Annotated in this window: 18 protein-coding genes; 3 read left to right on the forward strand and 15 right to left on the reverse strand. The window is 43.1% G+C overall.

Translation table 11 applies throughout. The annotated features are described in order from the left end of the window. Window positions 1-2: 2 nt before the first annotated feature. From PZ638_RS00780 to PZ638_RS00810, 7 genes are all read right to left on the reverse strand, one after another. Window positions 3-1391 (reverse strand): amidohydrolase family protein, encoded by a 1389-nt coding sequence (locus PZ638_RS00780; protein WP_094960851.1) that lies wholly within the window; start codon window positions 1389-1391, stop codon window positions 3-5. A gap of 141 nt (window positions 1392-1532) precedes the next feature. Next, window positions 1533-2483 carry a carbamate kinase family protein gene (locus PZ638_RS00785; RefSeq protein WP_180312288.1) on the reverse strand — a complete coding sequence of 317 codons (951 nt, stop codon included), beginning with the start codon at window positions 2481-2483 and terminating at the stop codon, window positions 1533-1535. Between the two features lie 76 nt (window positions 2484-2559). Next, window positions 2560-4122: a permease family protein gene (locus PZ638_RS00790; RefSeq protein WP_004262962.1), complete on the reverse strand. Its 1563-nt coding sequence runs from the start codon at window positions 4120-4122 to the stop codon at window positions 2560-2562. A gap of 244 nt (window positions 4123-4366) precedes the next feature. Beyond that, the gene (locus tag PZ638_RS00795; protein WP_164454829.1) at window positions 4367-5782 is read right to left on the reverse strand and encodes a YlbE family protein; all 1416 of its coding nucleotides are present in this window, start codon (window positions 5780-5782) and stop codon (window positions 4367-4369) included. Next, window positions 5782-7332 carry an acyl-CoA synthetase FdrA gene (gene fdrA, locus PZ638_RS00800; RefSeq protein ID WP_004262956.1) on the reverse strand — a complete coding sequence of 517 codons (1551 nt, stop codon included), beginning with the start codon at window positions 7330-7332 and terminating at the stop codon, window positions 5782-5784. Before fdrA ends, PZ638_RS00795 begins: the two co-directional genes overlap by 1 nt. After that, entirely contained in the window at window positions 7322-8245 is a 924-nt protein-coding gene (locus tag PZ638_RS00805) for an oxamate carbamoyltransferase subunit AllH family protein (RefSeq protein ID WP_144138696.1), read from the reverse strand. Before PZ638_RS00805 ends, fdrA begins: the two co-directional genes overlap by 11 nt. Window positions 8246-8280: 35 nt before the next feature. After that, window positions 8281-8886, reverse strand: coding sequence for an ankyrin repeat domain-containing protein (locus PZ638_RS00810; RefSeq protein WP_036958612.1), 606 nt, complete (start codon window positions 8884-8886; stop codon window positions 8281-8283). A 601-nt stretch (window positions 8887-9487) separates the two neighbouring features. On the opposite strand from PZ638_RS00810, the gene PZ638_RS00815 reads away from it, so the two are divergent. Beyond that, window positions 9488-10420: a LysR substrate-binding domain-containing protein gene (locus PZ638_RS00815; RefSeq protein ID WP_004262950.1), complete on the forward strand. Its 933-nt coding sequence runs from the start codon at window positions 9488-9490 to the stop codon at window positions 10418-10420. A 2-nt stretch (window positions 10421-10422) separates the two neighbouring features. Here the strand turns inward: PZ638_RS00815 and PZ638_RS00820 are convergent, their stop codons facing one another. Both PZ638_RS00820 and PZ638_RS00825 read right to left on the reverse strand, forming a co-directional pair. Next, window positions 10423-11280: an alpha/beta hydrolase gene (locus tag PZ638_RS00820; RefSeq protein WP_036958611.1), complete on the reverse strand. Its 858-nt coding sequence runs from the start codon at window positions 11278-11280 to the stop codon at window positions 10423-10425. 61 nt (window positions 11281-11341) lie between these two features. After that, a complete protein-coding gene (locus tag PZ638_RS00825; protein WP_096863522.1) occupies window positions 11342-13396 on the reverse strand; it encodes a TonB-dependent receptor domain-containing protein in 2055 nt (684 codons plus the stop codon). Between the two features lie 848 nt (window positions 13397-14244). Here PZ638_RS00825 and emrA point away from each other — a divergent pair. Continuing rightward, window positions 14245-15417: a multidrug efflux MFS transporter periplasmic adaptor subunit EmrA gene (emrA, locus tag PZ638_RS00830; protein WP_004262941.1), complete on the forward strand. Its 1173-nt coding sequence runs from the start codon at window positions 14245-14247 to the stop codon at window positions 15415-15417. Between the two features lie 16 nt (window positions 15418-15433). After that, the gene (locus PZ638_RS00835; RefSeq protein ID WP_180312290.1) at window positions 15434-16957 is read left to right on the forward strand and encodes a DHA2 family efflux MFS transporter permease subunit; all 1524 of its coding nucleotides are present in this window, start codon (window positions 15434-15436) and stop codon (window positions 16955-16957) included. Between the two features lie 37 nt (window positions 16958-16994). On the opposite strand, the gene paaY is transcribed toward PZ638_RS00835, so the two are convergent. From paaY to PZ638_RS00865, 6 genes are all read right to left on the reverse strand, one after another. Beyond that, window positions 16995-17588, reverse strand: coding sequence for a phenylacetic acid degradation protein PaaY (gene paaY, locus PZ638_RS00840; RefSeq protein WP_004262936.1), 594 nt, complete (start codon window positions 17586-17588; stop codon window positions 16995-16997). 21 nt (window positions 17589-17609) lie between these two features. After that, complete coding sequence (paaX, locus tag PZ638_RS00845) at window positions 17610-18548, reverse strand: phenylacetic acid degradation operon negative regulatory protein PaaX (protein ID WP_004262932.1); 939 nt, start codon at window positions 18546-18548, stop codon at window positions 17610-17612. Between the two features lie 151 nt (window positions 18549-18699). Then, the gene (gene paaK, locus PZ638_RS00850) at window positions 18700-20010 is read right to left on the reverse strand and encodes a phenylacetate--CoA ligase PaaK (protein WP_094960845.1); all 1311 of its coding nucleotides are present in this window, start codon (window positions 20008-20010) and stop codon (window positions 18700-18702) included. Between the two features lie 118 nt (window positions 20011-20128). After that, window positions 20129-21331 carry a 3-oxoadipyl-CoA thiolase gene (gene pcaF, locus PZ638_RS00855; RefSeq protein WP_094960844.1) on the reverse strand — a complete coding sequence of 401 codons (1203 nt, stop codon included), beginning with the start codon at window positions 21329-21331 and terminating at the stop codon, window positions 20129-20131. Beyond that, a complete protein-coding gene (gene paaI / locus PZ638_RS00860; RefSeq protein ID WP_004262926.1) occupies window positions 21328-21768 on the reverse strand; it encodes a hydroxyphenylacetyl-CoA thioesterase PaaI in 441 nt (146 codons plus the stop codon). The genes pcaF and paaI overlap by 4 nt, the downstream gene beginning before the upstream one ends. Further along, the gene (locus PZ638_RS00865; protein ID WP_206277295.1) at window positions 21765-23315 is read right to left on the reverse strand and encodes a 3-hydroxyacyl-CoA dehydrogenase; all 1551 of its coding nucleotides are present in this window, start codon (window positions 23313-23315) and stop codon (window positions 21765-21767) included. Before PZ638_RS00865 ends, paaI begins: the two co-directional genes overlap by 4 nt. Between the last annotated feature and the right edge of the window lies 1 nt (window position 23316).

Genomic DNA, 23316 nt, shown 5'->3' on the forward strand with positions numbered 1-23316 from the left:
CACTATGAAGCGGACTTTGGCATCATTCCGTGGGCTAAATGGCCTTTATGGAAAGTCGCGAACCTTGGGGAAATCCGTGCAACGGCCTCGGCAGAACAAGATGCATCAAGCAGCACAAAGCTGGCATCATCCCCTTTAGCTGGCCACACTTGTTGGCCTTTTTCATCTAACGGTAGAATATTGCCTGTTGCGATGGCCAGTGAACGGGACAGCGATAGCTCATCAGGGCGAGTATAAAGCTGCGCGTATAAATTGGCTTTTTCTAGCATATCGCCTAGGCCAAAGGGCGACCAATGGTCAATCACACTATCCGTTCCGGTCATCACAAATACCCCATTTTTATTTAGGGTTTTCAGTGGCATATGCAGTGTGCCAATCGGGACGGTAGAGGCAATGGTAATTTGCTGCTCAGCCAACTGTTTTGCCGTTTTTTCCGCTTGTTCAGGGGTGAGTGTTGCCAGTGCAAAGGCATGGCTGATGGTCACTTTACCGCGTAAGCTGCGGTTTTCATCCACCGTTTTAATCATATAATTGATAGCGGCAACGCCTGCAGGGCTCGTTTCATGCAGATGAATATCCACGCCTTTGTTGTAGTCCAATGCAATTTTGAACATCGAATCGAGAGACTTTTCCATCGCGCTATCTACATTGGTTGGGTCTAAACCGCCAACGTAATGAGCGCCTGCTTGCATGGCTTCACGCATTAAACCTTCTGACTTGGAATGTAATAAACCATGTTGCGGAAAGGCGACGATTTCGCAAGTTAGGTCTTGTTGGTGTTCACCAAGCACTTTTTGTAAGGCTTCTAAATTTTTTAAACCGGAAACGGGCTCGATATTACAATGGCTACGAGCAATGGTCGATCCTTGGGATTGGATCAGTGCGATCAGCGCATTCGCTCTTTCTTCCGTGAAAGGTTGTAACTCAGGTAGCAATTTTTGCTCTAATGCGATCATATCCATAATGGTTTTGCCTTCACGTGACTGTGGCGCTTGCCATGGCCCGCCATAGAAGGTTTTATCAAGGTGGATATGCATGTCACGAAAGGCCGGTAGCATCAGTTTGCCTTGCGCACTATAGGCATTTAATGTGCCATCAGCATGCTGTTTATTCGGTAGAACGGCTACAATTTTACCGTCCCGGATTTCTACAGTGTGTAATGCGGTTTGGGTGCCGATGACCGTCGAATCTTGGTAATTAAAGCCTGTTTCGAGTAGCACGTCATCGAGGTAATAATGTTTATCCGTAATACTGGACTGGCCTGCTTTTTGGCTAGTTTGGTCTTGAGCGGAGGCAAAGCCCGATACCGCGCCGAATAAAGTGCAAGCGGCTGCGACTTTAGCGCTGGTGGAAAGGAACTCTCTTCTGCCTGATGATTTTTCTGCTTTCATAGAAACTCCTAGTGATATCCATTTACTGTCGAATTTCCTGTTTTTAAGCGACACTTACCCACTCAGATCGTTATCAAACGATCTGAGGAATATTGCGGTTTGCGACTAACAAAAAATTCGCATGATCCAGATTATAGAAACTTACCCTTGAACAATATGGGTTCCCGTTTCACCGCGTAAGGCTTCTGGTAGCTTTTCAGGGGTGGTGATGATCACACGTTTACCGCCATTGGCAATAAACGATAGGCTAGCTTCAATCTTCGGTAACATGCTACCCGCTGGGAAATGGCCTTCTTCCATGTAGCGTTGCATGTCGCTAGTGCTGGTTTCGCCAAGCGCTTTTTGTTCAGGTTTGCCGAAGTGAATACACACTTTTTCGACACCTGTGGTGATAATTAAAATATCGGCATTGAGCTCTTTCGCCAGTAAAGTTGTTGAGAGGTCTTTATCAATCACCGCGTCAACACTTTTGTAGCCACCATTGCCGTTATCAATGACTGGAATACCGCCACCACCTGCAGCAACCACCACATAATTGTGTTCTGTTAAAGTGCGGATCGCTTGTGATTCAATCACACGTTTTGGTTCGGGGGAGGCCACCACACGGCGGTAACCGCGACCAGAGTCTTCAACAAAATGCCAGTTTGGGTTTTCTTGCTGTAATTGCTGAGCTTGTTGCTCAGTAAAAAATGCCCCAATCGGCTTGGTTGGCGCGCTAAAGTTTGGGTCGTTTTTATCGACTTCAACTTGTGTCACTACTGTAATTGCTTGGCGGTTATGGCGTTTTGCTAAGACGTTAGTCAAAGCTTGTTGAACTAAATAGCCAATTCCGCCTTGAGTATCTGCCACACAGTTAGCCAGCGGTGTTAAAGGTAAACCTTCGGTTTCGTGTGCAATTTCTGCACGGCGCAAATCTAATCCAACGTGAGGTCCATTTCCATGGGTCAAAACAATGTTGTAATTACCTTCAAGCATGTCACTAATATGATGTGCGACTTCTTGAACGGCTTTTTCTTGAGCTTCGATAGACTGGCTGTTGTTATCTTTGATAATACTGTTGCCCCCGATGGCAACAACCACGAGTTCTTTCATTGTTAATGTTTCCTGAGACAGAGATTTAGCTGATAGTAGGTGTACAGCGCACACCTACTATAAAAGGTTGGCTTAGTTACACTGACTTACTGAGTTTCTCAGATTTTTCAGCTTGTTGTTCTTCCACCGATTTCCGGCTATCTAAAAAGTGTTTGAGTACAAATAAAGCTGCCATCATGAGGTATGCGTAAACAAACATCAAGGTTGAACCAGTAGCAATTCCGACCGCTGGGGAGTGAATAATTCCGAAGAATACTAATATTGCTCCCGCTGCAGCAGCAATGGCTCCACGCAGTGGTTGGTTGAGGATAGCAAAGATAGCAATACAGCCCCATAACATACTGGCTAACGGCGCACCGTTACCTAAATGAACTAGACCTTGGTAATAAACACCTTTGTGTAGCAAGGTTTCAACACCAATTGCACTCGCAGAGGTGCCCGCCGCGCCCATGACACTATTAACCATCGTCAATGCCCAGTTAGCAATCCATGGGAATAGACAGATAAAGATAACGGGAACTTCAATTTTTGGCGTTTCTCGCACAACTTGGTTGGCGGTGACGACACCGATAAACACCAGTATTGGCACGATAGCGGTCATTGGAATGATAGCTAACATAAAAGCGCCGATACCGAATAATGGGACGATAAACATAGTGATACCGGATGCTAGGGTATAACCCACACTAGCGCCCATGGCTTTCCAACCCGCATGGCCGACGTAAACAGTGACAGGGAATGGGTTACCCATAAAACAGCCAACTGTAGACGATAAACCGTTAGCTAACATGACCTTACGAGTATTATATTCATCACCTGCAGCATGCGCACTTTCAATATTTTCAAGGTCGAAGATATAGTTTGCTAAGCCAAGTGGTACCGCAGACGCTAAGTAAGGCAGAGCGTGTGGCAGGCCTTGGAAGAAGCTATCAATATGGATGCCCGGCGGGTTGAAACCAAATGACGCCATTGAGTCTTTGATTGCTTCCGCACTTTGCAAGCCAGAAACCCATGCCAATACCGTACCGGCAATTAGCAGCAATAAGCCAGTTGGGATGCGAGCAAAAATCGGTTTTTTACCAAACCAGTTAATGAAAATTAATAACAGCACAATGAATGAAACCGTTGGTGCTTCAAACGCTTGCAGCATCGGGTTCATCGCTAGTAACAGTAATCCTAAACCGGACAAACAGGATAACAGTACGGTGCGTGGGATCATCTTACGGATGGTTTCACCTAAGAAAGAACCACCGACGAGGATCATGGACTCGACAAAACACCAAACCAGCGCGATTTGGATCGCAAATTCAGCATTCTGTGTTGTTTGGTAGACAGGCATGATGACTAAGAACGTCACCGTAAAGATAGAAGGCGCACTGGGCCCTGATGGTAAAGCGGTGACATCATTGCGTCCAGTTTGCTTTATCATTTGCTGGCCAAAGTAAGCATAGCTCACGCTGGCAAGTAAAACAGCGAAACCAAAGGCAGGAGCGATACGGCCGTAAACAATTTCTGATGGGATGCCGACAACGAAAATCAAGAGACCCATCATGGTGAGTAGGTTGGTTAGGTTATTGGTCATTAAGCCGAAGTAGGCGGCCAAATCCCCACGTTTCCATTTGATATTTAGTATATTCATAAAATACTCCCATACCCGTCATACTTTGAACCGCAGCGTTGTTGGCTGCGTTCATTCACCCTAGTCACATACTTGTGTATGCTCCTAGGGACTCATTTACTTGCCGCCTAGCTGCAATTCAAATTATTTAGGGTATACCCCTACATTTTGAGTTACAGCACTGTTTTTCAAATAAAATTAATCAGGGTTCACGTTTTATTTTTATTGTCCAACCGGAGTTGGGCGTCTTTTTTATGATTGAAAACTAAGCATATTTCTGTGCGTAGGCCAACATGGCTTTTTCAAAGCAATCAAACGGCGGGTGAACAATACCTGCCCCAATCATACCGATGCCCGCATCTTTATGGGCAATGGCTGTGTTGATAACAGGTAAAATACCACTGGCTGAAACCTTCGTAATATCAATAGCTGTAGGGATACCCATAAAGCCCAGTAATGGAATAGTCACGTTCGGGTTCTCACCTAAGGTGATTTCACGCATTTGGCGAGAGAAATCGACCGCTTCTTCTACCGTACCGCCAACGAGTGCCACAATAGCTGGCGCTGTTGCCATAGCAAAACCGCCAATACCGTAGGTTTCTGTGATTGCGGAGTCACCGATATCTAAACCAGAGTCTTCAGGTTTGTAGCCTGCAAACATTGGGCCGATAACTTGCTGAGAAGGCCCTGTGAACCATTGACCTGGTAGTCCACTAATGCGTAAACCAAATTCATAGCCATTACGCGCCATGGTCGTGACAACCGTGCTGTATTCGATACCGTGAGCCGCATCCATTGATGCTTTACACATCGCCATCCACGTTGGGCCGGAGAAGTAATCGCTGCTTGCAACAAAATCAAATACTTCTTTTTGCTGGGCGACAGAGAAATCAGTTTGAATGATCCCCGTTGTAAGCGCTTGAATCAGTAAGGTTGTCCCTGCATTGTTACGGTTATGGCACTCATCGCCCATATGCAGTGCTTGAGCAAGCATCAAACGCAGGTCGATTTCACCAACGATTTTCATTGCGTCGCGCAGCATTGGGCCTAATACATCACGCATCCAATTTAAACGGTCTATTACACTTTGGTCATTGGCACCCATGCGCAGGATTTTCGCCATTTGCTCACTGAGGTTAGTGAATGCACGGTTGCCATAGGTTTTATTTTCAACGATATGCATAAACATCGATGCTGAAGTGACACCAGCCATCGAACCTACACAATCGTGTTCATGGCAAGGGGAGAAAATGATATCTCCCGAGGCCGCAACACGTTCTGCATCAGCTAAGTCTTTCGCTAATCCTTCGAAAACCAGCGCTCCCGTCACCGCACCTTTCATCGCGCCACACATATCTTTCCAAGCAACCGGTGGACCTGCGTGTAGGATAGTATTTTTGGTCATGCCTGGAACCACATTAATCGCTTGGTCGTAACCGATTAACACTGGTTGAGATTGAATAATGCGCTCAAGCGCTTGAGCATTGGCGGCCGCAATTTTTTCTTGTAGTGCGGTATTACCTTCAATTTGGTCGAGGGCGCGAATAACCGCAACGTTGCCTTGTCCGGGAGGAGTCCAATTTAAATGTGTGACCGGAACATGTTGTTTTTTTAGGTCATCACTGAACATTTCGATGCCAACATTGATGACATTTAATGGCTGCTTAAATAATGAAGTCATTATGCTTTCTCCCCTTTCCATACAAACTCACGCCCTAATAAACCGGTATTGGTGCTGCTACTTGCCCAGATAACGCCGGCATCTGTTAGCATTTTGACCTGAGCATCCATCGACGGTGTGTCTTGGTCAGTACCCAGCACATAGCCTAAAATTTCTAATTCACGCCCATCTTGTTTGGCAATATTCTTCGCTTCTTTAATCGCGTCGATCATCACGCCTACTGGGTCTTCGTGAGAACCAAAGCCCAAAACGAAGTCCATCATAATCACGCCAACTTCAGGGTCTCGAGCCTCTTGTAATAAGCGTTCAATGCGGTTAGTTGGGTCGATCATTGGGTGCGGTTTACCGTTGGTAAAGTCGTCATCACCAAAGTCGAGGAAAGTGTGCGCAATACTTTTGTTGAGGTCTTTTAAGCGATAGTCAGGGTTTGGCTGAATATTGCTGTAAACATCATCGTATTTTTCCAAGGCGGCAAACATGGCTTCATCACATAGCGTTCCACCACAGAATAAGCCACGAATATATTTCTGCTCAGGTTTCAGCTTTGCTCTGACTTCGTCAATAAGTGGTAAATTAAGAGGGTGTAAATCTAAATCTTCTTTGCGAATACCGGTTAATAGAACGGCTTTCAGTGCGGCTTCTTTGGTGCCCTGAGCAAAGGTTAGACCCGGTTTGTCTTCTGGTAGTGGTTGGCTACCTAAGAAACACACAACAACCGGTTTGTGGCATTTTTCCGCTTGTTCTAACACTTTTTTCGCAACGTTAGGAGCTGGTGGCTTAGAGATCAATGCGATAACTTGAGTTTCATCATCGGCATCGAGCATTTTCAGGGCGTCAATCATCATGATACCGCCAATTTTCTCGCTTAAATCGCGACCACCAGTACCAATTAATTGGGAAACCCCTGCGCCAAATTCGTGTATGCGGACGCTAAGTTCTTGACTACCCGTACCGGATGCACCGATGATGCCAATGCTGCCACGGCGAACGCTATTACCAAAGCACAGCGCGGTTCCGTTGATAATGGCAGTTCCGCAGTCAGGGCCCATCATCAGTAAGCCTTTTTTGCTAGCCAGCTGTTTAAGTGCGAGTTCATCTTCAATGGAGACGTTATCGGAAAATAGCATGACATTGAGGTCATTTTCTAACGCAATGCGTGCTTCACGGGCAGCAAACTGACCATTTACTGAAATGACGGCAAGGTTGGCATCTGGGATATGTGTTTTCGCTGAATTAATGGTGGCGTATTTGGCTTCATGCTGCCCGCCGCCTTGATTTTTCTTATTAAATAAATCTTCGATAGCAATTAATGTGGCTTCGTTAGCTTCATCACTTGGGCCTTTAATGACAATCATTAAATCGCCATTTTTAGCCTCTTCTAATTCAGGTGTTAGTAAACCTAAATTACGTAAAACACCTTTGTTCATCTCTGTTGCCATTGCGACGAACGCTTGCTCAACATTGTCGAGTTGATTGGCTTTTGTCGAAATAGACATCAGTGATACGGAATCAAAATAGGTATTCTTTTTTATGACAACTTTAGTCGACATAGTTTTCTCCGAAATAATGGGTGATATACAGGGCATCTCGCAAGCCAAATAGCATGTCGCTGCCAGAACTCGACCCGATATTTAAAATCTCTAAAAATTGTGGATAAATATTTGTTTCTTTCGCATCAACTAATGATTGAATTAATTGCTGCATATTTTCGCGATATTCTCGGTTTAATGCTTTTTCTAATGTGATGGCACTGATAGGTGTCGTCTGGCTTAAGCTTTGGGTTATTCCTTGATAAAACTCAGGGTAAAAAGTGGCAGCCGGGTGACCGGTTAATAATAAAAATGCCATTAACCCAACTAAGTAATCATCTCCTGAAGGTGTTAGCCCGATACCTAATCCAACAAACTGGCGGATCACATAAATAATATTTTCTTTATTTTTCTTAATTATTGACTCAATCAATTCAGAGCGTAATTGAACCAATTGCTCTGTCATAGAGAGATAAAAAAAGTTATCTCCCTGATATTTAAATAGAGAATTTTTATTTTCAGTTAAGATTAAATCCAAATTACTTATTTGTTCTTCGATATATAATAAATAATTTGATTTCTTCAGTTCGTTATCACTAAAGTTGATAACTGGTTGCCGCCATTCTTTACATAAAGAAAATGATATTAAATAATGACTACCAATCAATATTTCTTTATTCGATAAATTAATAGTCTCTCCTTCTTTAATATCGAAAAGAGAAAAGTCTTTATTGATTAATCGGCAACTATTTGGTGCATTATCTAATTGAGAACAAAGCAAAGTATAAAGTACATTATCAATAGAAAAGTTAATGGCTTTATTAAATACTTGTTCTACCGTTCCTTGGGGTTGTGGCTGATTTAACAGATTGAGAAAATGTGTATCAGCCGTTAGCCCGTATAACCTTTGCCGATGAGATATGGATGCGTTCACATGCCTCCTTATCCTATTTAGAGTCTATGATTTCGCTAGGCTCCAGCTGCAATCAGTAACTCAGCAATCTCGTTATAGCCTTTTTCACGTGCTAGCTCTAATGGTTTTTTACCATATTTATCAGTCATGTGAGGGTTTGCGCCATGGTCTAATAGCAATTTAACGATTTGCTGCTGTTTTTCGCCACCGTCGTTGAGTACGATAGCTTCTAATAGTGGTGTCCAACCTACAAAGTTGGTGTGGTTGACATTAATATCGGTTTTTTCAAGTAATTCACGAACAATTTCTACATGGCCTTTTTCACTAGCAGGTGTAATTCCCACACCACCAAAACGGGTCAATAAATCTAAATTTGGTTTTGCAGGCAAGACAATACGCAATAAAGTGAGGTCATTATTAAGACAACTTAATAAGAAAGGGTTAAAACACGTTTGGTCTTGTTTATTAATATCCGCCCCTGCATTAATCAGAAAAGAAACACATTCATAATGTTTATTTAGGCTGGCATTGACGATAGCTGTACGGCCCTGACGGTTGGTGGTATTAATATCTACACCTTTTTCAAGACAACTTTTTAATATTTCTAATTGTCCTTGTTCAGCGGCGGTTAAAAAATCGTGAGCGAGAGTACTAGCGGTCATCATTTTCCCCTTAGGTTGGTTTTTATTACCAACATAGATAAAGACAATTTAAAGGTGACTTCGAATATATAATGATTAGAGCATAGCAATTGTCATTAATAAAAAGAATCCGTTTAAATTTAATTCATCAATGAGGCGTTTGATTGTTGAATTAAATTCAATAATCCGGCTTTTTTGTGCGTGTGAGCATTCTTTTTAATCGTTATTTGATAGTTTATGGCTGTTTTTTGACCCGAATTGTGTGATTTTCTTTGTTAATTAAAATCGAAAATCATGATTTACTCAGTTCTGTGATAGACATCAAATTGAAAGTTTTTAATTTGTTAAATTTGTAATTTTATTGATCGCAATCGTATCGAATGTTAATACTTGGTTTGCCTATTTAATTCAATAATATTAGGTATTTCGAATATTAATAGTTACTTTAAAGGTGTGGTTTTTACTTGGCGAAAATGCATATCAAATTTAATCTATTCCAGTTGTTAATAATTCTGTTAAGCTATAAAAAAGTGCTCGAAAAATAATCTGATTTTTACGTTATTGAATTTTATTCACATAAAAATATGATTTGTCTAAATTTTAAACATTTTTGGCGGTGGGTATGAACTCAATTTTTACGGAAGAAAACTTACTGACTTACACAACAGCGGCGAAGTTTGCGAGTTTTAGTAAAGCAGCGGAAGAATTAGGCGTGACCACCTCCGCGGTGAGTTATACCATCAAACGTATCGAAACCTATTTAGATGTGGCGTTATTTATTCGTAATACCCGTAATATTGAACTCACCGAAGCCGGTTATTATTTTTACCGCAAAGCAACCGACTTGCTTAATAATTTCCATTCCATTCAAAAAAGTATTTATTCTATTGAGCAAGGTATTGAAGCGCGGGTACGTATTTGTATTAATCAGTTATTATATACGCCGTATCATACCGCTAGGTTATTGCAAATATTAAAAAAACAGTTTGCTACCTGCCACATTACAGTGACAACAGAAGTGTACAATGGGGTTTGGGATGCCATTATTAATAACCATGCGGATATTGCGATTGGCGCTCCGGGTACTTTGATGGATGGCGGTGGAATTGACTACACTGAAATTGGTGCGATTCACTGGCAATTTGCTATAGCGGCAACTCACCCTTTGGCGCTGATGCCAGAGCCCATCGCTGAGAGCCAGTTGCGTCTTTATCCAAATATTATGGTAGAGGATACCGCGCATACCATTAATAAGCGGGTGGGCTGGCTACTACATGGGCAAGAGGCAATTCAAGTTCCTGATTTTAATACTAAATGCCAGTGTCAGATACTCGGTGAAGGGATTGGCTTTTTACCCGATTATATGATCAAAGACCATGTTAAACATGGTTTGTTGGTAACAAAACAAATTCAGAACCCACGACAAGATTCCCATATGCTATTAGCCACACAACATTCAGCTACTGGGCTTGTGACGCAGTGGATCCGCAAAGAATTTGGCGAAAAGGGGGTTCTAGCAGACCTCTACAGCGATCTCCTAAAACCCATCAATTAGTATTATTGGCTAGCGACATCAAGGGCTTTATCGATGGCGTCAGGGATCACTGAACCGTGGTTTTTGCCGTCGAACAACATAAATTCACAGTGCCTTTGGTGGTTTGCAATTTCAGTGCAAACTTGGCGTGTGCTAATCCAACTTTTGCGCATTTGGTAATTTTTCACCTGTTCGGTGCTGAGTTTGGATAAATCAGGGCTCTCTTCTAAACCACCTAAAGTCACAAACAGGGGGGAACTGGCCTGTTTAGCTGTCAATTTTGCTAAATCCACCATACTTCCTTTGCCCCACCATAATGACGGGCTGGCAGAAACATAAAACTGGAAATCATCCGGCTGTTGTTGGTATGCCATCAAGGTAAATAATCCGCCAAATGAATGGCCAAATAGGGTTTGCTTGCTTTTATCAATAGGAAACCGTTGTTCTGCCCATGGGCGGACTGTGTCAGTTAAATATTGGTATAGCGCAGGGGAGCCGCCCCCTTGTTTAAAATCTTCACCGGCAACGGGTGGGGTATAGTCGTAAGTTCGCCATGCTTTTGGAAAGGCTTCGTCAATGGGGTAACCAATCCCAATAATAATCGGTAGTTTATCCGCTGGCAGCTTTTCAACTGCGCGATTAACCGCTTTGGGGTATAAACCATTGCCATCAAGCATATACAGGACAGGGCGTTGTGCGGTGATATTATAGGGCACTGCACTGTAAATGCGCAGCGCACGGTCACCGTAGGCCATATCCGTTTGTTGGATATCATAAAATTGGCTGACTTGCTCGTCCATACTCGGGATAGTTTGGCTTGGGCGGGAAAATGCGGAACTGGTCATACACAGCAATATGCCACTTAATATGATTTTATTCATTTATTGAGTCTATTTAAGGGTTTTGAGGGTATACCTGAAACAGGCATACCCTCAGAGTTAATTAGAAACTAACGTTAACGTTCGCCCAATAACGGCGTCCGTCTTCAACATCCCAGTTGCCATCAACTTTATCAATTTTAGGTCCTTTTTCATTACCAATATTTAGCACCGCAAAGTTCAGTTTAGTGTTTTTAAATAATTGATAGGTTGCGCCGACATCCATAGTGGTATAGCCACTACGATAGCGAGGCACTTTAGAACCATTACGTTGTGCTGCCCACACCTGTTTTCCTTCATAATGCGCACGTGTGTATAAAGTGAGGTCTTCATTGAAGTTCCAATCCAATTTCGCATTAGCAATATGTTTTGGTGTTTTATCCAATGGATAACCTTTTAAGGAAATACCGTTACCTAATTTCTCATCATCACTTTTACGTTCGGAATCGGTGTATGTGTAATTTAGGTTAAGATTCCAATCCTGTGCGATAGGAATACCTGTTGCAACTTCAACACCTTTGATGTTCGCTTTACCCACATTATCGTAGGTATATAACGTGAGGTTAGGGTGGTTAGGGTCGGGTTGGTTAAGTGAGTAGCTAGTTAGCTTGTTTTTGAAGTCGGTATTAAAGAACGTTAAACTCGCATTAAAGCCAGACTCATGGTTATAGGCAATACTGATTTCTTCACTAACGCTTTTTTCCGGTTTTAGGTCTGGGTTACCGTAGATAATCCCGTTCCCCCCTTGGGTAGAGGTGCCATAACCTTTACTGATTTCACGTAATGTAGGTGCGCGGAAAGCAGAAGAAACGCCCCCTTTAATGGTGATCTCATCCGTCAGATAATAAACGGCATAACCCCTTGGGTTCCAATGGTTACCATAAGTTTCGTGGTGATCTAAACGTAGTCCACCAGTTAAGATCAGATCATCCGTTGCGGTAAATTCATTTTCGACAAACAGTGCTGATTGATCGACTGACATACTGGTTTTTTCCATTACGCCTTTTGAGACCAAGGAGCTGTCTTTGAGTTTTGAGTACTGATATTGCCCGCCGACGGTTAAGATGTTGTCCGGCAGGAAAGCCACCACTTTTCCATCAACAACGGTATTGGTAATTTCGGGTACGCGGTCTTCATAACCGCCTTCCCAATGCCCTGTTGTTTGATTACGGTCTTGGGATTTTATTTTACGTTTGGTTTTTTCTTGGTAAACACTGAGCTCAGTATTAAAAGAATCCCACTCACCTTTATAAGTCAGAGCTGCATGGTTGCGGTCATTATGCCACTCTTCTTTGGAATTATATTGCTTGTCCCCACCACGAATTTCATATTCAGATCCAGATTTACCTGGTGTCGATGTTTTCTCTTGGGTGCTACGACCCGCTTCTAATAAGAACGTTTGGTTCTCTTGTGGTGTAAAGGTTAATTTGGCTGTTAAGCTGCGGTTATCACGTTGATGATGACCTTCTAAGATTTTATCTTCCTGACGGTAGTTACCACCACCATACAATTGCAGGCCGAGTTTATCTTGAATTAATGGACCAGATAGGTAGAAGTTACCGTCGGTTGAATTACCGCTATCACTGTTTTCTTGGATAATTGCGCCGGTTGTCACACTACCGTGCCATTCATTGGTCACTTTTTTGGTGATGATATTGATAACACCACCCATCGCATCAGAACCATACAGGGAGGACATAGGTCCACGGATCACTTCGATGCGTTCAATCGCTTCGACAGGTGGCATAAAGCCCGCTTCAAAACCACCGCTCCCATTTGGACGTGATTCACGGCTATTTTGACGACGCCCATCGACCAATATCAACGTGTATTCGCCGGGTAAGCCACGGATATTAATATCTTGTTTGTTGGCGGCCCCAACGATACTCACCCCTTCCACGTCTTTAACGGCATCGGCGAGGTCACGGACAGGTTTATTTTGTAATTGGTCTGCACTGATCACGGTCACACTAGCAGGAGCATCACGCAGTTGTTGCGAGAAGCCTGACGCACTGACGACCATGGTATCTGTTTTATTGTCTGCTGCTGTAGCGCTAAATGAAGATAAAGCCGCACAAACACCGGCGGCAATAAGGGTGTAGTGATATTGCAAAGTCATAGTTATCCCTAGTAAATATAAATGAGAATGATAATTATATTGTTTGCGAATATTATCACTAAAACATATCAAAAATAAATAATGAGCTAGCTAATTTATGAGCAATATTTGATCTCAGCTAAGAATTTTCACCTAAGGTGTTTTCCCCCCTTTTACCGTTTTTACCAAGCGTGACGAAAAATTAAGGCTTAACTTTGGTTTATGGTGTTTATCGGTGTGTAAATCTACTCTAGCGCCAACGTTCACTAAAAAAATTTGAGTTATATGAAACATACATTCAAAATTAGCCCGTATCCTTGGGGATAACCTCGTTAACCTAATGAATAATATTAAGTACTGGTAAAGAGATAAAAGCCGGCCGATAGGCCAGCAATACTAGCGTACTTCGTTACTCTATTAAGCATCGTATTGAGTTTATTAATGTTGTATTGATGAGGACAAAAATGAAAATCGAGACAATCAGTGGTATTAAAAAGCAAGCGGCAGCCCGTGATCAAAAATGAAAACTCCAAGTTAAGAAATCATAAATATAGCTTAATAAATAGGGGCGTCACATCTAAAAAAGAATGTCGATAATTGAATGATTGATTTTTATTACGAGTAAATATTATTTAATATATTTTTAATTTTCACTTTCAATCTAATTAAGAATGATTTTGATTAAATTGATAATAAACATCAATTTAATGCTTGATTTGATTTGCTTTTAATTAGTTGTTTCATATCAATGAATTAATGGTTTTTTGTTGGGATTAATTTGATTGTAAATTATTAGCTATTGCTTTATTACATATAGTTCGTAAATATATAGGAAGAATTAATATTGATTTCAGAACTTGAGAGTTATTATGAGTCAAGATACCCATTCAGAAACACATAATCAAAAAACGACGAATGAAAAACGCAGAACAATATGGATGGTGATAGCCACAATAATTATCATTCTATTATTTGTAGCCTACGGTGCTTATTGGTTTTTAGTTTTACGCTTTCAAGAATATACCGATGATGCCTATGTATCTGGCTTGCAAATCCCGATAGTTGCGCAAACAACGGGTAATGTTACTCAAGTTAACTTTGAAAACACCGACTTGGTAAAGGCGGGTGATGTACTCGTTGTATTAGATAAAACTAACGCCCGCTTAGCATTCGAACAAGCCAAACATGATTTAGCAACAACCGTGCGCAAAACCAAAGAGCTCTATATCAATGGTGATGAATATCAAGCGCAAATTCAAAAAAACCGGGTGACACTTGCGCAAGCGCAAAAAGATTATCAACGTCGTGTGGCTTTAGGCCGCAGCGGTACCATTTCGAAGGAAGACTTACAGCACTCCCAAGAAGCGGTGCAACTTGCTCAGGCAGCTCTGGATATTTCTATTCAACAATATAATGCCAACCGTGCGTTGTTGCGTAATACGGAGCTTAAAAAACAACCAGCAATTCAGCAAGCGGCTGATAGCGTACGCAGTGCGTGGATAAACTTACAACGTACTGAAATTAAAAGCCCGATGACGGGGTATGTTTCACGGCGTAATGTTCAAGTTGGTTCTCAAGTCAGTCCACAGAGCTCTTTAATGGCCATTGTGCCTGTCCAGCCTGTTTGGGTAGATGCAAACTTCAAAGAAACCCAACTGGAAAAAGTCCGTATTGGGCAACCCGTGACGATTAACAGTGATTTTTACGGAGATGATATCGTTTATAACGGTACCGTTGTCGGGCTTGATATGGGAACCGGCAGTGCTTTCTCATTATTACCTGCCCAAAACGCGACAGGGAACTGGATTAAAGTCGTACAGCGCTTGCCTGTACGCGTTGAATTAGACCCTGAGCAGGTGGCGAAGCACCCATTACGCATTGGGTTATCCATGAATGTCACCATAGATATTAAAGACCAGAATGGCCCTGTTTTAGCGGAAGTCCAGCGTACAGCACCAGCATTTGAAAGTGATGTGTTGGTCTTAAACTTAAGTGATGTCGACCACATCATCGACACCATTATCAGCGATAACGCAGACTAGCTTGAAAGGAGCCGTTGTGGCAGATATTCAACCACTTAAGGGTGCAAAACTGGTATGGGCAACCATTGCGTTGTCCCTTGCGACCTTCATGCAGGTGCTTGATTCCACGATTGCTAACGTGGCTATCCCGACTATTGCCGGTGACCTTGGGGTTTCTATGTCTCAAGGGACATGGGTGATTACCTCTTTTGGCGTATCGAATGCGATTTCAATTGCCATTTCTGGTTACTTAGCGAAGCGTTTTGGTGAAATCCGTGTTTTCTTATGGGCAACGGCACTTTTCACATTATTTTCATTACTTTGTGGGTTTTCCGATAGCCTTGGTATGCTGATTTTATACCGCGTATTGCAAGGGGCCGTCGCCGGGCCAGTGATCCCGCTTTCGCAAAGTCTTATCATGCGTTGCTATCCGCCAAAAATGCAAAATATGGCGTTAGCATTTTGGTCGATGACGATTATTTTAGCCCCAGTATTCGGTCCTATTTTTGGTGGTTATATTAGTGATAACTTCCATTGGGGCTGGATATTCTTTATGAATGTGCCTTTAGGCATTTTCGTCATTATTGTCGGCTCAATTATCCTAAAAGGGATGGAGTCGACGGTTGTGAAAGTGCCATTCAATGTGATTGGTTTGGCACTACTTTCTGTGGGAGTTGGTTGCTTACAAGTTCTGCTCGACAAAGGTAAGGAACTGGGATGGTTGGCGTCTAATGAAATTGTTATCTTAGCCGTTGTTTCAGCGATTGCGTTGGTATTCCTCGTTATTTGGGAACTCACAGATAAAAACCCAATTGTCGAATTATCGTTATTTAAATCGCGCAATTTTACCATCGGAACGATTTCTGTCAGCTTGGCATATATGGCCTATTTCGGTGCTATTGTCTTGTTGCCGCAACTTTTACAGGAAGTTTATGGCTATACGGCAACATGGGCAGGGCTCGCATTGGCACCTATTGGCTTATTGCCTGTGTTGTTCTCGGCTCCAGTGGCAAAACTATCCGATTTTCTCGATATTCGCTGGATAGTGACCTTTAGCTTTGTATTCTATGCAATTTGCTTCTTCTGGCGTGCATATACTTTTGAACCGAGTATGGGCTTTTCTGCTGTGGTTTGGCCGCAATTGGTACAAGGGATGGCAGTGGCTTGTTTCTTTATGCCACTGACTACATTGACACTTTCAGGTTTACCGCCGGAAAAACTCGCTTCCGCGTCGAGTTTAGCTAACTTCTTCCGTACCTTAGCGGGTTCAATAGGGACTTCCATTACCACAACGCTGTGGAGTGATAGAGAAGCCGTGCATCATAGCCAATTAACGGAATTTATTACCGATTACAATCCTGAATCTTTAGGGATGTATCAAGAAATGGCCGCTCATGGGCTGAGTACCGAACAGACTTCCGGTTTCATTGCCCAGCAAATTACTAGCCAAGGGTTAATTATTGCTGCAAATGAGATTTTCTGGTTATGCGGTTGGGTATTTATTGCGCTGATTATTACTGTTTGGTTTGCTAAGCCACCATTTGGCAGTAAAGCGAAATAATTAATGGATGGGGCTACGTATTTTAGCCCCATCTAGCTTATAACTGGGATTTAGGGATCACATTCTCGAAACTTAGAGTGGGTCGGTTCGTTTCGATTTCTTTGAGTGGTTCGACTTCTTTAAAGGTGTTTAAGCAGCGTGTGACTAAGTTTTGATAATCTTTAGTTCCGCTGGTTTTCCACGCAATTTCTTTGTCTGATAAAGCGCGCAAGACTTTGGCTGGAGTGCCGACAATTAAACTATTTTCTGGAAAGATAGCTTCAGCTTTGACGAATGCGCATGCGCCCACTATGGAATTTTCGCCAATTACGGCTCCATCCATAATTACACTATTCATCCCGACTAGCGCATTACGTTTGATATGGCAGCCATGCAAAATTGCCCCATGACCAATGTGCCCATTTTCCTCGACGATCGTTTCATATTGCGGGAAACCGTGCATGACACAATTATCTTGCACATTGGCACCATCTTTAATGATCAAGCGACCAAAGTCCCCACGTAAGCTGGCGTTTGGGCCAATATAGACATTTTTGCCAATAATAACATCACCAATCACCACAGCAGTAGGGTGCACAAAACTTTCAGGGCTTACGACGGGCGTAATACCATCGATTTGATAAAAAGGCATACAGGCTCCTGTAATGTGTATTTAGGCGGCTATATCTCTGAGTACTCCACCAAAGCGGCGATAATAAGCGCTGGATGGCTGAGGTAGTTCGCCAACCGTCGTTTCGCACTGTTCAGAAACATATTGGGTTGCCGCTTGATCAATGCGTTGATAAATATTGGTGCAAAGATGGCGAGCAATATGGCCTTCCCATTGTGTAGGAAGGAGTTCATCAGGTAATAACGGGTCTTTAAGCGTGACACGGCGGTAGAAGTGGATCAGTAACAAACGTAGCTGAAAACAGTGTTCAGGGGAAATCTGTGCGTCAGTATTTTCTTTAAGGAGTAGTGCAAGTGGCCTAAATAAGGAAATAAACTGATGGTAATGCTCTGAAATTTCTTGCAAAGACCAAGCGTGTGAAACCAGTTCTTTGAGGTTTTTTTCTGAGCGGCTATAGGGGTAATCGGCATGAAAATAAATGGCATTTTCCGTGGCATTGAGCTCATTAAGTAGTGTCGGTACATCACTTTGCGCACAGCTTGGTGCCGCCATGAGTGACGTGTTAAATTGCCCGAAACCGAGCCAACTCAGTTCCTTTTTTAGCCTAATTTTTTCGTCTTTATCAGCCGCTTCGAGGAGTAGTAAATCCCACTTTCCATCCCAATCAGGCTGCCCTGCGAGGTAAATTTTATTTTCTGCTCGGCGAAACCGACTTTGCCCACGCTCAGAAATGCGGTAATAGCTGCGACGGCCGATTTTTTCTACATCGAGCCAACCTTCTTTTTGTAAACGGAAAACGGAGGTTCGAACAAAGCGGTCAGTAAAGCCCATCGGTTCTAACAGCTTAGTTAAGCTTCCTAGCCACACTTCACCACCACGATGGTGCAAAGCATCACCATAGAGTGAGCTAATTAGAGACGTACCACTAATGGGCTGGCTTGCTATTGCATGTTGTATGAATTGGCTAAGTTTATTTTCCATTTATATTTCATCTATAAAATTTATGTATCAGAAGGCTTACTGAATAGTAGACATAAATTTAAAGGTTGTCTTCCATTACCTGTTTTGAACACTTTCTCAGAGATTAAGGCATATCAGAGTAGTTCATCTCAATATGCCTTAATAATTTGAATTAAATCGCAATTCTAGTATCAATTACTCGTTCGGCTTTGCCTTGAGAACGAGGGATATCGCCGCAATTGACAATACTAATACGGGTGCTAATGCCAACCATGGATTTGATTCGGTGCTTTAAATGGTGGCAGATATTACAGCGTTCATCATAAGTGAGTTGTTCAGGGTGTTTGAGCTCAACACGGACAGATAAGTTGTCCATATTGCCTTGGCGACCAATCTCTAACTGATAGTGGGGAGAAAGCTCCTTAAACTGCATAATTTGTTCTTCAATCTGAGAAGGGAACACATTCACGCCACGAATAATCATCATGTCATCTGAACGACCGGTGATTTTACCAATTCGACGCATATTACGATTTACCCCCTGCATTAGGTGGGTGAGGTCGCGAGTTCGGTAACGAATCACAGGCATAGCTTCCTTTGTCAGGGTAGTAAACACTAACTCACCATGTTCACCCGCTCCTAATGTTTTTAAGGTATTGGGGGAAATAATTTCGGGATAAAAATGGTCTTCCCAGATAGTTGGGCCACTCTCTCCTGAGTCTGCACACTCCATAGCGACACCAGGCCCCATGACTTCAGATAAACCGTAAATGTCTAACGCTTTGATACCAAGGCGGGTTTCAATTTCTGTTCTGAGAGATTCTGTCCAAGGTTCAGCGCCAAAGACACCTAATCTAAGTGAGCACTTACTAGCATCTCCGCCCATGATTTTCTCAAGTTCATCAATAATACTTAAGCAGTAAGATGGCGTCACCATGATCACATCGGGTTTGAAATCCGCGATCAGTTGCGCTTGTTTTTCAGTTTGCCCACCAGACATAGGAATAACTGCGGCTCCTAGGCGCTCCGCACCATAGTGGGCACCTAGGCCTCCGGTGAATAAACCATAGCCGTAAGCAACATGGACTTTATCGCCTCGGACAGTGCCTGCTGAACGTAAACTACGTGCGATCAGGTCAGCCCAGTTATCGATATCTCGTTGGGTGTAACCCACCACCGTTGGGCGGCCAGTCGTTCCCGAAGAGGCGTGAATGCGGATGATTTGGTCCATTGGCACGGCAAAGGTGCTAAATGGGTAGTTTTCACGTAAATCCTGTTTGGTCGTGTAAGGGAATTTTTCGATATCACTCAGTTGTTTGAAATCGTCAGGGTGTACACCCGCATCATCGAATTTTTTACGATACATGGGGACGTTTTCATAGGCGTGAGTGAGTGTCCACTTCATTCTAGAGTACTGTAAAGACTCGATCTCATCCCGCGATGCAAATTCAATTGGGTCGATGCTATCTTGTATATTGCTCATAATTGCCTGTCCTCATAATTATTATGGTCACCAGTTCACGTGAATAAATGACGTTTCTGGTATTTGCCTGAGCAGGTGTCGGGTTTTCAGGCTGTTTTTATTTGTATTAAGACGTTGTTCAGACTCGTTCAATAATCATTGCTATGCCTTGCCCAACACCAATACACATAGTGCAGAGAGCATAACGACCTTGTTTCCGATGAAGTTCATTAATCGCAGCAATAGCCAGTCTTGCACCACTCATACCTAGAGGGTGTCCTAAGGAAATAGCACCGCCATTGGGGTTAACATGCGGGGCATCATCAGGTAAACCAAGCCCCCTTAAAACGGCGAGTGCTTGTGCGGCAAAGGCTTCGTTTAGTTCAATAACATCCATTTGTTCGATGGTGAGCCCTGCCATTTTTAATACTTTTTGCGAGGCAGGAAGTGGACCGATCCCCATCAATCTTGGCTCAACGCCGCAAGTGGCTGTAGCGATGATACGAGCCCGTGGTGTTAGCCCTTGCTGCTTGGCAATAGTGTCGGATGCGATAATCAGTGCGGCAGCTCCATCATTAACACCAGAAGCATTACCTGCCGTTACAGTCCCGTTATCGCGAAACGGGGTTTTTAGTTTTTGTAATTGTTCAAATGTCGTTTCTGCTCTTGGATGCTCGTCTTCACTGACGACGTATGTATTTTTACGTTGTTTAACCGTGACAGGGATGATTTCTTGCGCAAAAATACCGTTAACTTTGGCAGTTTCAGTACGCTGTTGACTGCGTAATGCAAAAGCATCTTGGTCTTCACGGCTAATTTGGTAGGTTTCAGCCACATTTTCCGCAGTTTCTGGCATCGAATCTGTGGAAAACTGTTGTTCCATCAGCGGGTTGATAAAGCGCCAGCCAATAGTGGTATCAAATACTTGCGCTTGGCGTGAGAATGCAGATTCTTGTTTGCCCATGACAAACGGCGCTCGGCTCATGGACTCGACGCCCCCGGCAATCATGAGCCCGGACTCACCAGATTTGATACTTCTTGCCGCTAATGCAATGGCATCTAGCCCAGAACCACATAGGCGGTTAATGGTGGTACCAGAAACTGAAACAGGGAGCCCGGATAACAGTCCTGCCATGCGAGCTATATTACGGTTGTCTTCTCCTGCTTGGTTTGCGCAACCTAAAATGATGTCGTCAGCTAATGACCAATCGAGTTGCGGGTGCCTTTCCATTAAGGCTTTTAATGGCACTGTGGCAAGGTCATCAGGACGTAATGGTGATAAAGCACCACCGTAACGGCCAATTGGGGTGCGGACACCATCACAAATAAACGCATCTATCATGATTGTTCTCCTGTTAAACGATGGCCTAACCGATGAGAGCGACCGTGAAATAGAGCGAGTGTTTTGCCATCTTGGTTAGTTATCTCGACTTCATATAAGCCGTTACGTTTGCCTTGGTGTTTCATCGTGGCAGTGGCAGTCAGTAAGTCACCTTCAAAACCGGGACGAATAAAATCAATGGAACACATTGAGGCAACAGCGGCATGCCCTTGGCTATTACAGGCGTAGGCAAATGCAGTGTCGGCAAGGCTAAATAATTGCCCGCCGTGGCAGGTTTTATGGCCGTTAAGCATTTGTGCTGTGATAGGCATCTTCAATTGCGCAAAGCCTTCTTCGACTTTTTCAATGGACATACCCATAGCTTTTGCACATGCATCATCACGGTACATAATGTGAGCTGATTGCTGGGCCAGTGTATCGTTTGGCAGTGAAATCATGGTTGCTCCTTGAAAGATAAAGATTGATAACCGGCTGCTAATTGCCTTAAAAGTGGGTTTGGCCGATAACGGCTGTCGCCATAAAACTGTGCTAAATTTTCAAGTACGGACAGCACGCGTTGCCAGCCAAGTTGTATCCCCCAAGCGAGTGGGCCTTTGGGGTAATTCACACCAAAACACATGGCATTATCGGTATCTAACGCAGTTGCTATTCCCTTATTGACGATATCTAATGCCTCATTGCACAACATCGCGACCGTTCTCATGGTTAACAGCGCAGGGTAGTCTGGTAATACAATCACGTGTTTGCCTAATGATTGAAAAAATGCGATTGCTTGTTGGTTTTGCTGCGTATTATTTTGTGCTGCACAGCTTATCGTGATGGCTTTTGCTGTAAGGTAATTTGCTGACAAATCAAAATGTACGACCGCTTGTTTTTGTATTTGCGTATGTGATGACGCCAATTCACCATTCGTTAACATAATAATAACGTCATTAACAATAAGTGTTGGGAATTGTTCGGAATGTTGTGTTAATCCTTCGAGAGAGATCCCATTTTCAGTTAAAAGCTGCGCAAACTCAGGAAATATCTGCCAATCGCCATGAGCTTTTATGTTTAGAGGCTGGTCAAGGTGAATTTTTTCTGCGACTAAAGGTAAAGGCTGGGGTTTATTATCATCATAATGATAAAATCCTTGCTTCGATTTACGGCCTAAATGACCCGCTTGGACTAATTCCAATTGCATTAATGAGGTTTGAAAGCGTGGGTCATACCCAAAGGCCTGAAATACCGATTCAGTCACCGCATAGTTCACATCATGACCAATTAAATCTGTTAGTTGTAATGGCCCCATAGCGAAACCCCCTGCGTCACGTATGGCGCTGTCTAATGTGGCAGGGGACGCAATTTGTTCTTCAAGGGCACGCATTGTTTCTGCGTAGAAAGGCCGAGCCACACGGTTGACAATAAAACCAGGGGTGGAACGGCAAATCACTGGCACTTTTCCAAATGATAGCGTCAATTCTTTTAGCTGTTTTATCACCGTATCTGATGTTTCTAGCCCGCGGATCACTTCAACCAATTTCATCACGGGAGCGGGATTAAAAAAGTGTAATCCTGCAAGACGTTCTGGATGAGTTAATTGTCTACCGATTGCGGTAATTGATAACGATGAAGTATTACTAGCAAAAATGGTTTTTTCGTTACAAATACCTTCAAGTTCACTGAAAATGGTTTGCTTTACCTCAAGTTTTTCAGCAACAGCTTCTATTACCAATTGTGCTTCTGAGAGCTCAGGTAAACTTTGCGCAACGCTAATGCAGTTAAGCAGTTCTTTTGTTGCTACAGCTTGGGCTTTTCCTTGCTCCACGCGCTTATTGAGCCGTTGAGTCATTTCGGTAAGGGAGTGACGTAAAACCTCTTGGTTAACATCAAACAACAAGACACGTAAACCCGCGCTCGCGGCAACTTGCGCAATACCAATACCCATAGTGCCTGCGCCAATAACGGCGACGGTATTGATGGCTAAATTCAAAGGTAAGGTCATG

It is taken from the genome of Providencia hangzhouensis (assembly GCF_029193595.2).
Lineage (GTDB): Bacteria > Pseudomonadota > Gammaproteobacteria > Enterobacterales > Enterobacteriaceae > Providencia > Providencia hangzhouensis.